The sequence below is a fragment of the Amycolatopsis azurea DSM 43854 genome (genome assembly GCF_001995215.1).
In the GTDB taxonomy this organism is placed as follows: domain Bacteria; phylum Actinomycetota; class Actinomycetes; order Mycobacteriales; family Pseudonocardiaceae; genus Amycolatopsis; species Amycolatopsis azurea.
This window is the reverse complement of sequence record NZ_MUXN01000002.1, coordinates 396,296-409,858: the sequence shown is the minus strand read 5'-3', so window position 1 is coordinate 409,858 and position 13,563 is coordinate 396,296. Positions and strand designations below refer to the sequence as shown.

At 67.7% G+C, this 13,563-nt stretch carries 11 protein-coding genes; 4 read left to right on the top strand and 7 right to left on the bottom strand.

The window, feature by feature from the left end; translation table 11 throughout:
• Positions 1-93: 93 nt before the first annotated feature.
• Positions 94-390: a hypothetical protein gene (locus B0293_RS04205; RefSeq protein WP_005153061.1), complete on the bottom strand. Its 297-nt coding sequence runs from the start codon at positions 388-390 to the stop codon at positions 94-96.
• Positions 391-1,040: 650 nt separating this feature from the next.
• Here B0293_RS04205 and B0293_RS04200 point away from each other — a divergent pair.
• Entirely contained in the window at positions 1,041-2,243 is a 1,203-nt protein-coding gene (locus tag B0293_RS04200) for a sensor histidine kinase (RefSeq protein ID WP_157376418.1), read from the top strand.
• Positions 2,240-2,845: a response regulator gene (locus B0293_RS04195; protein WP_005153056.1), complete on the top strand. Its 606-nt coding sequence runs from the start codon at positions 2,240-2,242 to the stop codon at positions 2,843-2,845. Before B0293_RS04200 ends, B0293_RS04195 begins: the two co-directional genes overlap by 4 nt.
• A gap of 131 nt (positions 2,846-2,976) precedes the next feature.
• On the opposite strand, the gene B0293_RS04190 is transcribed toward B0293_RS04195, so the two are convergent.
• Both B0293_RS04190 and B0293_RS04185 read right to left on the bottom strand, forming a co-directional pair.
• Complete coding sequence (locus tag B0293_RS04190; protein WP_052014325.1) at positions 2,977-4,389, bottom strand: MFS transporter; 1,413 nt, start codon at positions 4,387-4,389, stop codon at positions 2,977-2,979.
• A 192-nt stretch (positions 4,390-4,581) separates the two neighbouring features.
• Positions 4,582-5,250, bottom strand: coding sequence for an O-methyltransferase (locus tag B0293_RS04185; RefSeq protein ID WP_039916167.1), 669 nt, complete (start codon positions 5,248-5,250; stop codon positions 4,582-4,584).
• Positions 5,251-5,440: 190 nt separating this feature from the next.
• Between B0293_RS04185 and B0293_RS04180 the strand changes: the two genes are divergently transcribed.
• Entirely contained in the window at positions 5,441-5,884 is a 444-nt protein-coding gene (locus tag B0293_RS04180; RefSeq protein WP_005153050.1) for a helix-turn-helix domain-containing protein, read from the top strand.
• A 2-nt stretch (positions 5,885-5,886) separates the two neighbouring features.
• On the opposite strand, the gene B0293_RS04175 is transcribed toward B0293_RS04180, so the two are convergent.
• From B0293_RS04175 to B0293_RS43485, 4 genes are all read right to left on the bottom strand, one after another.
• Positions 5,887-6,840 carry a methyltransferase gene (locus B0293_RS04175; RefSeq protein ID WP_005153048.1) on the bottom strand — a complete coding sequence of 318 codons (954 nt, stop codon included), beginning with the start codon at positions 6,838-6,840 and terminating at the stop codon, positions 5,887-5,889.
• A gap of 64 nt (positions 6,841-6,904) precedes the next feature.
• A complete protein-coding gene (locus B0293_RS04170; protein WP_005153046.1) occupies positions 6,905-8,101 on the bottom strand; it encodes an FAD-dependent oxidoreductase in 1,197 nt (398 codons plus the stop codon).
• Positions 8,095-11,262, bottom strand: a complete 3,168-nt coding sequence (locus B0293_RS04165; RefSeq protein WP_143254476.1) for a non-ribosomal peptide synthetase — start codon at positions 11,260-11,262, stop codon at positions 8,095-8,097. The genes B0293_RS04170 and B0293_RS04165 overlap by 7 nt, the downstream gene beginning before the upstream one ends.
• A gap of 10 nt (positions 11,263-11,272) precedes the next feature.
• Positions 11,273-11,425 carry a hypothetical protein gene (locus tag B0293_RS43485; protein ID WP_157376417.1) on the bottom strand — a complete coding sequence of 51 codons (153 nt, stop codon included), beginning with the start codon at positions 11,423-11,425 and terminating at the stop codon, positions 11,273-11,275.
• Positions 11,426-12,124: 699 nt separating this feature from the next.
• Between B0293_RS43485 and B0293_RS04160 the strand changes: the two genes are divergently transcribed.
• Positions 12,125-13,558 carry a 4-hydroxyphenylacetate 3-hydroxylase family protein gene (locus B0293_RS04160; protein ID WP_005153042.1) on the top strand — a complete coding sequence of 478 codons (1,434 nt, stop codon included), beginning with the start codon at positions 12,125-12,127 and terminating at the stop codon, positions 13,556-13,558.
• The last annotated feature ends 5 nt before the right edge of the window (positions 13,559-13,563 follow it).

Genomic DNA, 13,563 nt, shown 5'->3' with positions numbered 1-13,563 from the left:
CTCCTTCTCGACGAAATCGGCAACCAGGGATTCGGCTTCACAGCACGGGAAATGGGGCCGAGCGACTCCGCCGCCCGCCCCATTTCCCCTTGCTCAGTGTTCGTCGTAGTGCCCGGCATGTGCCGCGTGACGGTGCCCGTCGTGGAGATAGTCGACGTGGTCGCCGTGCGGGACGGCCACGTGGCCGCAGCCTTCACCGTGCTCGTGCGCATGCTCCACGTGGGTCGTGTGGCCGGTGACCTCGCATTCGTCGTAGTGGTCGCCGTGCCGGACGTGGAGGTGCCCATCATGAACGTAGTCGACGTGGTCGCCATGCGGGACAGCCACGTGACCGCAGCCTTCACCGTGCTCGTGATCGTGGTTGACATGCTCGAGATGTTTGGTCGACATGATGCGTCACATTCCTTAATAGGTGATTGTGGGCATTCCTCGATAGTCGATTGCGGATCGGCACGCTCGAATCATCCGCACCGCGATCTCATGCTAACCGGAACATGTACATGTGCGCATAGCCCTAACCGATCAATAACCCTCGAACGGAGGAATACAGCAAGGAAAACCATGAATCATTCACGGTTATCAGGCTGCTACGGGCCATTTTCTTGGACCGGAAGAGATCCGGGCAACGGCAGCAGCGTGCCACCACCGAATCGGCCACGCCCCCGGCGGCAGCCAAGACTCGACCGAATGGCCCAAACCGGCCACGTGACGCTCGCACATCCTTTTATCGGGTTGACTTTCTGGAATCCAAAGGGGCCAAGCGACCCAGCTACAACCTTCGATTTACACCTGGTACCGGCCGTGCACGAGCCACTCGGTGCTCTATCGCATGAAACCGTGCCACCAACGCACCTCTGACACTCATCAGGAGACCTATGCATTAATGCGCACGTCACCCACGCCGGATACGTACTACACCCGGTCGATACGGGTACGTGCCCCGACGGCCGACGCTAATGTATATCTGGACGAAGGCCGTCGTCCGGACTCGAACGGCCGGATACTTCACCGCGAAGCCGGTAATCACCATGGGGGGATCCATGACAGCTGTGCGAAGGCGACGAGGCGCTCTGCCGCACTGGCGCCGGACCTCGCCGACGCGGTCCACGACGCTCGCCCGCACCGCCGCCGCCGCGGCCATGGCCACCCTGGTGGTCACAGTCCCGACACTGTGGCCGCTGGTCGAAAAGGGCAGCCCCGGCGACGCGATCCAAGTGGGGCTGCTCCTCGTCGTGGCCACCGCGCTTCTCTGCCTCGGCGTCACGTTCCGGACGAGGGCCGTTCGCGACCACCCCGGCGCGGCACTCGCGATGCTCACGTTCGAGGCAGCGGTGACCCTCCTACCACACCTGTGGCTCGGCGTGCTTTGGCAAGGGGCGGATCTCATCCTGGGCTGGCTGGTCCTGATCCTGCTACGGCCACCCTGGTCGTGGCTGGTGTTCCTGGCCGTCGTCTGCCGCGCGGTACTCGGCTGGGTCTCGCCCAGCTGGGCCGGAGGCCTGCTCGCCGGCGTCCTCATGCTGCTGTCCGGACTCCTGCTCCAATGCCTGCTGAGGATCGGCGACCTCGCCGACAAGCTGGCACGAGCGCGGGGCTACCTTGCCACGCTCGCCGCCGCGGACGCACGCGCGGACATGTCCCGCGACCTCCACGACAGCCTGGGCCAGAGCCTCGTCTCGATCGCTCTCCGAGCACAACTGGCCGATCGCATGGCGCCCAAGGACATCGCCGCCACCCGGCACCAACTACTGGAGATCCACCGGACGGCCGAGGAGGTGCTCGCCGACATGCGGGCGGTGGCACACGGCTCACGAAAGCCCACGTTCACCGAAGAACTGTCGGGAGCGGTGGGCCTGCTCGAAGCCATCGGGGTCCGCTGCGAGTTGCGCGACGAGCACGCACCTCCTCCCGGCACGGAAGCCGTTCTCGGCTGGGTGCTGCGAGAAGCGGTGACGAACATCGTCCGGCACAGCGATCCCACGTCATGCGTCATCACCACTTGCGAGCAGGACGGCACCTTCACCTTGCGTGTGGTCAACAACGGCGTCATCGCCAAATCACCGGCCACGCGAGGACAAGGGCTGGACGGCCTTTCCACCCGCGTTCACGAATACGGCGGCTCCCTGGGCACCGAACTCGAGGACGGCCGGTTCACCCTCACTGTCACGGTGCCCGGCACCGGATGCCGACGGACCGGTCTTCCCACTGGCCCGGTATGCGAACTGGAGGACGCGTTGTCGTGATCAGGGTTCTGGTCGCCGAGGACATGCGCGTAGTGCGTGAGGCATTGGTCGCGCTCCTGAACGCGGAGGAGGAAATCCTCGTCGTGGCACAGGCCGAGCGAGGTGACACGGTACTCGCGCTCGCCCAGCAGACTCAGCCGGACGTAGCGCTGCTGGATCTGGGGCTGCCCGGTGAAGGCGGTCTCTCCGTTTCCGTGAAACTGCGCCGCTTCCGCCCGCAGTGCAAGATCCTCGTGCTCACCGCGCTCGACGGCGCCGGGCTGGTACGCGAAGCGCTGGCCGTGGGCGTGCACGGCTTCCTGCGGAAAAGCGCGTCGCTGTCCGAACTCGTCGACGGCATCAAGAGTGTCCACACCGGACAGCGGGTGATCAGCTCCGACCTGATGGCGACCGCCACCGCTGTCGGCGACAACCCCTTGACCCGGCGGGAAAGGAGCGTACTGCGACTGGCCGCGCAAGGGATGAGCGCCGACCAGATCGCCGCGCAGCTGTGCCTCGTCGAGGGAACCGTCCGCAACCACCTCACCCGCATCATCGCCAAGCTCGACGCCCACAACTGGGTCGACGCGGTGCACGTCGCGGAGCGAGTCGGCTGGCTTTGACAACCCCGGACCTTGGTGAAGGGCAGGGTGTCCTGCTCGCTCGCCAACGTACCGGCTCCGGATGTTGTGAAAGCCACTTTCGCAACGTTGAAGGTTGTGAAAGTGGCTTTCACAACACCGCCGACCCAGCCTTACACGCCGGCGCTCCGCTCCGCTTGTTCGCCCGCGAGACCGAGTGCCGAAACGCAGGCGAGCGCCGTACCGGCCGCCAGGACGACGAACAAGACCGTGTAACCGGTCGAAGACGGAGCTCCGTTCGCGGTGCTGTTCGCCGCGAGCAGGGTGGCCGACACCGCGGTGCCGAACGCCCCGCCGATGGCCCGGGTGATCTGGTTGATCCCGGTGGCCACCCCGAGGTCCTCGGCGGGGACCGACGCGGCGATGACGTTCGGCAGCACCGCATAGGCCGCGCCGACACCGAAGCCCAGCAGCACACCGGTGGCGATGAGGTCGCCGAGCGAACCGCGCGAGACGGCGAGCCACGCGAACGCCACGATCATCAGCGCGATCGACAGCAGGAGCACGGTCCGCGAACCGGCGCGTCGCGCGAGCCGGGTCGCCAGCTGCACGCCCACGGGCAGCAGCACCATGGCGGGCAGGAGGACCAAACCGCCCAGCGTCACCGAACCGCCGAAGCCGTAGCCGGTCGCGACCGGTGCCACGACGATCTGCGGGATCACGACGTACGCCGCGTACATCCCGAACCCCACGAAGAAGGCGCTGAGATTGCTCATCAGCACCGGGCGCAGCACGAACACCCGCATGTTGACCAGTGGAGCGACCACGCGGCGTTCCACCAGCACCCAGAGCGGCAGGAGTACCACGCCCGTGGCCAGCAGGAACACGATCGGCGCGGAACCCCAGCCCCATTCCGGCCCTCGATCGATGCCCAGCAGCACCGCGGTCAGCGCGACGGCGAGCACGCCCGCGCCGAGCCAGTCCATCCGCGCGACCGCACCGTCCTGTCGCTCGTGCGGCAGCACCACGGCCAGCCCGCCGAGGACCAGTACCGAAAGCACCAGCGCCGGGACGAACAAAGTCGCCAGCCCCAGCTGATCCACCAGCACCCCGGCGATCGGCAGGCCGATCCCGCCAAGCCCGGTCATCGCGCTCAGCAGCCCGATGCTCAGCTTGACGCGGCGCGCGGGCTGGGTCGCGCCGATCACGCCGAACCCGATCGGGAACACGGTCGATCCCAGGCTCTGCAGGAATCGTCCCGCGAGCAGCATCGCGAACGAACCGGCGACCAGGCACACGAGGCTGCCTACCGCGAGCGCGCCCATCACCACGAGCAGCATCCTCTTGCGCCCGTACTGATCCGCCAGCCGGGCGAACAACGGTGTCACCACCGTGCCGCCGAGCAGGTTGATCGTCAGCGCCCAGGACGCCGTGCCCGTCGAGACCCCGAAACGCTCCCCGATGGCACCGAGCGCGGGAATCACCATCACCGACGAGATGCCGTACGTGAACCCGGCGATGAGCAGCAGAGCCAAGGTCCAGCCAGACCTCGCGCGGTCCGCCGACACCGGGGCCTCTTCCGCCACGTTTACCACTTTTTCTCTTCTCCCTCGGCAGGCTGAGCAGAATCGTTCATCGAAGACGAACGAAAAGAACAGCCGTGAACCCCGGCCGCTCGGCCACAGCCTGCCGCTTCAAGTGCGCTTGAACGCAACGCCCGGCGATCGTGAAGCCCTTCACACACCGGTCGCACCGTCCACGCGAGACTCGGTGGCGCCTCAGCCGACCTTCCGCACCACGGTGACTCCGTCGTGGAACGGCAGGAGCACCGATTCGATCCGGTCGTCGCCGAGCAGCCGCTCGTTGAACGCGTGCACCATCTCCGCGTCCTCGTCACGTTCACGGTGGGCCACCCGACCTCGCAGCAGCGTGTTGTCGATGACGATCACCCCGTTCCGGCGGGTCCGCACGATCAGCTCGTCGAAGTATTCGGCGTGATTACGCAGGTCGGCATCGATGAAGGAGAAATCGATATGCTCTTCGCGGGGCAGCGCGCGAATCGTCTCGGTGGCGGAGGCCAGTTCGAGGGTGATCCTGTCCTCGACCCCGGCCTTCCGCCATGCCTCACGTGCCACCCGCGTCCATTCTTCGCTGTTGTCGCAGCACAGCAGCGTGCCTCCCTCGGCGAGCCCGCGGGCGATACACAAGGACGAATAGCCGGTGAACGTGCCGACTTCGACGGCGAAACGCGCCTCGGTCAGCCCTGTGAGCAGGGTCAGCAACGCCCCTTCCTCAGGCACGATCTGCTGGATCGCGGGCCTGCCCAGCTCCTGGGTCCGTTCGACGATCCAGCGCAGGACGTCATCCTGGACGAGACCGCTGCCGACGACGTATTGCTGGATTTCCGAGGTGATGGTGACGTGTTTCACGGGAACTTTTTCATTCATGCGAATTTCCTTAATCGAGGTTAGGCCGTTCGGGGTTTCTTGCCATGGCGGTCCGGCGGAAAAGCGCCGCAGGTGTTGAGTTCAAGCCCACTTGAGGCGGAATAGTGTGGCCGGGGGCGATGCGGCACCGCGTCGGTGGCGACGCGATGTTCTGGGGTTCGCGCGTCCCCCCTGAGCGGAAGGGATCACGATGCTGGTTTCTCCACAACGCGGTGACACGCGCGAACTGGCGCTGGCCATGCTGGCGCAGGCAGCCAAATGTCAGGCCGCGGCGACCGAATTGCTGAACTACGCGCTGGGGATGCTTCATGGGGAAGAGCACACCATCCCGCTTCAGCGAGTCGGTCACCTTCACACGGATACCGTTCTCGAAGAACTCGCGGCCGTCGAAAAAGACAACGAATGCGCCGAAGTGATACGGATCAGCGGGCTCACCCAGCGGCAGAACGAGGTGCTGCAGCTGCTCGCCAGGGGCGGGCTCTCGAACCGGCAGATCGCGCGGAAGCTCGGGCTCGCGGAATCCACGGTGAAAGCTCATTTGCACGCGATTTTCGTACGATTGCAGGCCAAGGACCGCACCGACGCGGTGATCAAGGCGTTCGGAGGAACGCTCGGCGATCTGCGAGCGGTCTGAACTCATCGAGCCGTCGCCTCCAGGCGGCACTCGGCCCGCGGGTCGACCGGCGGCTCGACGAGTCCGGTCACCTCGAATCCCGCGGCGTCGAACAGCTTCCGGAATTCCACCTCGGTCCGCTCCCGCCCCGGCCCGGAAAGCAGTAGGAACAGGTCCTCGAGCTTCACTGGATGCAGCGCGGGGGTGGTCGGGACGATCCGTTCGAACACCGCCAGCCTGCCGTTCGCGCCGACGGCCCGGCGGACCTCCCGCAACACTCGCCCCGCCGTCTCGTCGTCCCAGTGACGCAGCGACCGCGACAGGACGAACAGGTCCGCGCCGGGAAGTTCGCCGGACGGATCGCCCACCACGACCCGGCATCGCTCGCCGAGCCCCGCCTCCTCGATCCTCCGCCGGACGGTCTCGGCGAGATGCCCCTCTACCAGTACCGTTCCGGTGACCGCAGGGGCCGCGCCGAGCAACGGCACCAGGCCGACTCCGCCGTCGACCGAGATCTCGGCCAGCCGCTGGGCACCACGGAGCACCTGGTCGTCGTCAAGTGCCGGTGGTGGCTCGTTCGTGCCGAGCACGGGTTCGGCCGCGGATCGGCCCGTCCGCAGGCTCTCCACGAGCCTGGCGGCCGGCGAAGCCAGCGGTCCACCCCCGCGACGCACCACCTCCCGCAAGGAATGCGCGACGTCCGTGCGCAATGCGTGACCCGCGGGAGCCAGCGCGAAAACCTGATCCGCCGACTCGACGAGCAGATCGACGACCGAGAGCGCTCGCAACACGCGGTACAGCGGATCCGCCAGTGTGCCGCTGCGCTCGGCGAGCAGGGAAACCGGCTGTGGCCCGCCGGCGAGCAGGTCGGCGATGGCCAGTTCGGCCACCGCCGCGCAACCCGCGGCGACCCATCCGCCGGTCAGCAGTCCGATGACCTGTGTCCGGTCCATCGGGGAGAGGCTCGGAACCGTCATGAAACGACCTTTCTGTGCGCGTCGCGAAGCTGCCCGGCCACCACTGACCCCGTCGAAAACCACGTCAGCGGGCATGTCCGGGCTCCCTGGTTCCGTCGTCGAAGGTGAGCAAGGTGCGCCAGGTCTGGCGCTGGCTCTCCGGCGGGATCCGCGCCACGACGCCGTTCCGCGTCGTGACCATCACCGGGAGTTCCCAGCCCTGGAAGCGGCTCAGCTGCAAGGTGCGCTGCCGGATCCACCCGACCCTGCCGAGCCGTCGGCGTTCGTAGTCCTTCAGGCCGGTCTCGACGGAATCCGCGCCCGCGAGGGCGTCGGCGAGCACCACCGCGTCTTCGATGGCCTGGCAAGCGCCCTGCCCGTAGGTGGTCGGCATCGCGTGCGCGGCGTCCCCCAGCAGTGCCACTCTGCCCTCGACCCAGCGGTCGGCGCGAAGCCGGACGAAGAGGTCGGTCCGCATGATCCGCTCGTCGGGTGTCGTGGAAACGATGCTGGTGACCGGGTCGGGAAAGCCGTCGAGCATCTCGAGCAGTGCGGCTTTCGTCCCGTCGGGCACGTCCGCCCGGCCCGCGGGCGGGCCGTTCCTGCTGACCGACCAGCACACCGCGTCCGGGCCGACCGGCCAGGACACCGATCTCGCGCCACAGCGGCCGAAGACCATGTACGACGTGTGCTCCGGGTAGTTCGCGTGGCTGTCGCTGATCCCGCGCCAGATCATGTGGTACTCGGGATGCGGGTCACCGTCGTCGAGCATCGCCCGCCGGACGCGGGACCGGAGCCCGTCGGCGCCGACCAGAAGCGCGCCGCGTACCTCGTCGCCATCGTCGAGCCGCACCGACACTCCGGTGTCGTCCTGGCCGACCTCGACGACCTTCGCCTCGTAGCGGATGGGGATTCCCGCGCATCCCGCCTGCAATTCCCGCAACAGCAGCCTGCGGCGGATCCCGATCCCCGGCCTGCTGATCTCGGTGCCGATCTCGCCGACCGGGACCTCGTTGAGCCGGGTACCGCCCGCCAGCCACAGCTGCTGCCGGTCGAGCCGCATGCCCGCGGCGATCACCCGGTCCGCCAGACCGATCCGGTCGAGCGCGTCCAGCCCGTTGGTCCAGATGGTCAGCCCGGAGCCACTCGCACCGCGTACCGCGTCGGCCCGTTCGAGGATCTGAACGGGAAAACCACGCCTCGCCAGCGCGGCGGCCACCGTCAGCCCGCCGATGCCGGCACCGGCGACGAGGACAGGAAGCCCCGCGCTCAGCTTCACCACGCCCGGTCACCCCCACCCACCACCGCCGCCCTGCCCGCGGCGACCGCCGCCGCCAGCTCCGACACGGTCCCGGCGCGCACCAGCTTCGGCAGCGGCACCTCGACCCCGCTCGCCGACCGCAACGCCGCCATCAGGCGCATCGCGTGCAGGGAGTGCAGGCCGAGGACGTCCAGCCGATCCAGTGCGCCAACGCGATCGAGTTCGAGCACCTTCGCGACCTCGGCGGCCACCACCCGCTCGTCCTCGGTCCGCGGCGCGACGAACTCGACGGCCTCGCGGTGTTCCAGTTCGGGCAGCACACGCGAGTTCACCTTCCCCGACTCCGTCACCGGGATGTCCGGTATCCAGCCGAGGAGATCCGGGACCATGTGTGCCGGCAGGTGCTTCGCCGCGTACGCCCGTATGTCCTCTGTGGACACCGGCGCGCCGAAGGCGACGAGATAGCCCGCCAGCCGGGCGGAGCGGCCGGGTCCACGCACGACGACCGCCGCGGATCGCACCGCCGGATGTGCGCGCAGCACCGCCTCGATCTCGCCGGGCTCCACCCGGAAGCCGCGGACCTTGACCTGATCGTCCGCGCGGCCGAGGAAACACAACGCCCCGTCCTCCCGCGCCCTGACCAGATCCCCGGTCCGGTAGCTGCGCTCACCGGCCTCGGTGACGCCGAATCGCCGCGCCGTAAGCTCTTCACGCGCGTGATAGCCCGCAGCCACCGCCGGTCCGGACACCCACAGCTCGCCGGTCCCGCCTTCGGGAACCGGGCGTCCCCAGGCGTCGAGCACCTCGGCCCGCTGGTTCGGCAGCGGACGACCGATCGGCACCGTGCCGATGTCGTCCGCCCACACCCGGTGGTAGGTCGAAACCACGGTGGCCTCGGTGACGCCGTACAGGTTGTACACCTCGATGTCCGCGTCGGCATACCGGTCGAACCAGGCGCGCACCATCGTCGTGTCGAGCCGGTCGCCGCCGAGGAAGACCTTGCGCAGCGCGGACATCTCCTCGCCGGGCTGAGCTGCCACCTGCTCGAACACCGCGGGCGTCATGCTGAACACGCTCACCCGCTCGGCGTGGACGAGGCGCCGCAACGCGGCCGGATCACGGCTGACCGCGGGCGGCACGACGACGAGCCTGCCCCCGTTGGCCAGGGCACCCCAGATCTCCCACACCGAGTAGTCGAAGGCGAAGGAGTGCGCGAACGTCCACACATCGTCGCCGTCGAAACCGAACACCGCTCGCCCGGCGGCCAGCAGACTCCCCACGTTCCGATGCGTGACCACGACGGCCTTCGGGCTGCCGGTCGATCCTGAGGTGTAGAGCAGGTAAGCGGGAGTCTCCGGGTCGCGCGCGACCGGGACTTCGGCGACTTCCGCGTCCGGACGGATGTCGATACCCAGCTCCAGCGTCCGGCCCTCGTATCCGCTGAGCCGCTCGACGACGTCGTCGGTGCACAGCACGACTTCCGCCCCGGAATCGGCGAGGATGTCCCTGAGCCGTTCCGCGGGGTAGGCGGGATCCAGTGCGACGTAGGCGGCGCCCGCCTTGAAGCAGCCGATCATCGCGGCGACGAGGTCGGCGGAGCGGCCGAGGCACAGGCCGATCCGGCCGGGTGCCCCCGCACTGATCAACGCCGCGGCGACCGCGTCGGCGTAACGATCCAGTTCCCCGTAGGTGAATTCCCGTCCGCCGTCGCTCACGGCTACCGCGTCGGGCGTCCGCCTCGCGTGCTCTGTGAAGGCCTCGTGCAGGCACGTCGGCTCGCCCACGACGAGTTCCGCTGGTCGACGACCGGGGACCGTGGTTCCCGTGAAGGCCAGGCCGCCGAGTGTCGCCTCCGGCTCGTCCACCAGCTGACGCAGCACGGCGACCAGGTCGTCGGCGAAGCGCCGTGCGACGTCGTCGGCGAAGCACCGCCGGTCGTAGACCACCCTCAGGGGCATGTCGTCGCCCGGCATGATCACCATCGTGATCGGGTAGTGCGGGCGCCCGTCGTAGGCGAGGCCGGTGATGCGCGTCCCGACGTCGGACAGGTCGAAGTCCGGCATCGGGACGTTCTCGTAGGACGCGCTGCTCTGGAGCAGCGGCGCCGCCTCGTGGTCACCGAACCTCGCCTGGATCCTGGCCAAGGGCATGGTGTGGTGTTCCCGCACCTCGGCGGCGTGCTTCCCGAACCCGCGCAGCCAGTCGCGCAGGCGCAGCCCGGGCCGGAGTCGTTCGCGGACCGGGACGGTCGCGATCATCGGGCCGAGGATCGCCTCCGCACCGGGCAGATCGCCAGGCCGGTGTGCCGTGGTGATTCCGCAGACCACGTCCTCGCGGCCGAGGTACCGGCCGAGGACGACCATCCACGCGCCTTGCGCGATGGTGGCCAGTGTGAGCCGCTCGGCACGGGCCAGTCCGGTGAGTCCGGGAGCGAGGTCGGCGAGGCTCTGTTCCAGGAAGGAGTGTGTCGATTCGCCGGCTTCCACCGCGCCACCGCCCATCCGCAACGGCGGTGGCGGCTCGTAACCGTCCAATTCGGACTCCCAGAACGCGGCGTCGGCGTCCGGGTCGCGGCCGTGCCACCAGCTGAGGTAGTCGCGGTACGGCCGTCCGGCGGCGGCCGCCGTCGGTGCGTCCCGGCGCAGCGCGCGATAGGCCTCGGTGAAGTCCTGGATGCACAGGGTGAAGGACCAGCCGTCCATCAGCAGGTGGGAGAACCGCCAGGCGAACACCCATTCCTCGTCCGCGCGCCGGATGAGCGTCGTGCGCATCAGCGGCGCGGCAGCCAGGTCGAATCCTTCGAGCCGCTCCCGTTCCATCCACGCGTCGAGTCGTTCGTCCTGGCGGGCCGGTCCGTCGGACCGCCAGTCAAGGACTTCCAGCGGCAGCCGCGCGGTACCGTGCACTACCTGCAAGGGCGTTCCGTCGCGTTTCCAGTGGAACGAAGTGCGCAGGATCGGGTGCCGGTCGACCACCGCCTGCCACGCCTGTTCGAACAGTGCGGGGTCCACCGTTTCCTCGAAGGTCAACCGAAGCTGTTCGATGTAGACACCCGTGCCGGGGCGCCCGAGCTGTTCGTAGAGAAGTCCCTGCTGGATCGGGGAAAGCGCGTAGATGTCGGAGATTCCCTTCGCCGGGAGTTTGCGCTCCATGGCGGTCCCTTCTGCCGTCAGCCGGGTCATGCCGGCTCGCTCAGGAAGTCGTCGAGTTCGTCGCCGTCGACCAGGCCAGCGGGAAGCCGGGAGCGGATTTCCGTTGCTTCATCGTGCCCAGCCGGGCGACCGCCGCCAACTCGTCCGCGCCGATCACCGACCCCAACGGCGGGCAAGGAACTTGATAAGACATGTCACGCATCGATCCCCCCAAGAGAGCTTCGAGCGACATTGTTGATTCATTCACAGAAGACGAGTATTCCGAAAGTACTCGCTGGAATACCTCATTAATCCCCTCCGGAAAACCTTACAAGTCGCCCGCCCCATCGGTCTACACCCGATTACCCCAAACTCGATCTAGAACGGTCGATCACCTAAGCACCCCGGAACCGCGATGAGCCTCACTCGAATCGCCGCCGACGAAGGTCGTGAACCGGACCGCGCCATGAACAACTCATCGATAATGCCTTAATGCGGCCATAAGCACTAGAACGATGGATCTAGACCGGTTGCCGCCGGATCATGGCCGTGGTTAACGTGGGCTTTACGGAAACCGATTCACCTGGGGAAACCGAATCGCCGGATGGCACCTTTTCATTTTTCATCAACACACACGCATGTGTCGGTGCGCATCGGGCCTACTGGGGATTGGGGCGGGCGTGGCGATCGACGCTGTGCGGCAACTGCCGGCAGGCACGGACTACACCATCGCACAGCCGGCGAGGTACACAACAGGGGACGAACCGCTTTCCCACAGGCCGGACGCCCAACTCGATCCGGGCGTGCCCCGGATCGAGCCCGCCCGGTACCGCGAGAAGGGACTGAGGCGCCAGGAATTGGTCGGCGAACTCGTCCGCCGTCCGTTCCGAAACGGCTTGAAAGGTCGTGTGAAATGGCATTGAGAACAGGCAAGGAGTACGTCTCAGGCCTGTCGGACGGACGTGAGATCTGGCTGGCGGGCGAACAGGTCGCGGTGGCCGAGCATCCGGCGCTCCGCCCGGTGATCGACAGTGTCGCGGGGTTGTATGACCTCCAGCACGATCCCGCCGTCCAAGCCGAAGTCAGCTACCAGGAGGCGCCTGGCGGACCGCGGTACCCGATCGGCTACCTGATCCCCCGCGACCGCGAGGATCTCGTGACCCGGCGGACGGGCATCACTTGCTTCGCGGAAGCGTGCTTCGGGCTGATGGGACGGACTCCCGACAACGTCGCCACCCTGGTGATGGCCTTCGCCTCGGCGGCGGAATTCTTCAGCGGGCATTCGCCGCGGTTCGGCGACAACATCCGGGCCTACTACCAGTGGTGTCGCGAGAACGATCCGTTCATCGCGATCGCCAGCGCCAACCCGCAGGTCGACCGTTCCCGCGGGCTCGACGACCTCGACGACCCGCTCGTCCCGCTCAAGATCGTCCGCGAGACCTCGGACGGCCTGGTCGTCAAAGGCGCGAAGATGACCAGCACCCTCGCCCCGGTCACGGATGAACTGCTGGTCTTCCCGATCCCTGGGTACCGGAAGGACGAACACGCCTACACCGCCGGATTCGCCATCCCGGTGAACACCCCGGGCCTCCGGATCGTCTGCCGCGAGCCGTACGCCATGAGCGGCCGCAACCGGTTCGACCACCCGCTGAGCCGCTTCGACGAGATCGACGCGACCTGCGTGTTCGACGACGTCCTGGTGCCATGGGACCGGGTCTTCTTCCACGGCGACCCGGACGCGGCGAACTCGCTGATCTGGGCCACCACCGGGTTCCAGCACCAGGGCCACCACGGCATGATCCGGGGGCTGGCGAAGGCGGAGCTCATGGTCGCCGTCGCCGTCCGGCTCGCCGAGTCCACCCGGTCGACCGCTCATCTGCACGTCAAGGAAATGCTGGGCGAGGTGCTCGGGTTGCTCGACTCTGCCCGTGCCTGCCTACTGCTGTCCGAAGTGGACGCTACACGGTCCCGCTGGGGTACGTTCGTCCCTGCCGCCAGCGCGGTCTACACCTCTCGGTACCAGTTTCCAGCCGCTTGCGATCGGATGGCCGAGGTGATCCGGATCCTCGGCAGCGGCGCCATCATCGCGGCACCCACGGCGGCGGATCTCGCTCCCGGGCTGCCGCACGACGTCGGCAGGTACTTCGCCACCGGCGACATGACCGGGCCGGACCGGATCGGTCTGCTGAAGCTGGCGTGGGAACTCAGCGGCGACGCCTTCGGCCAACGGCAGTTGCTCTACGAACGCTACTACGGCGGTGATCCGGTTCGCCTCGCCGCCGCCCACTACCAGACATACGACAAGCGACGCCTCGAGGACGTCCTCCGCAGGGCGCTGGCGGGTTAGGCAGG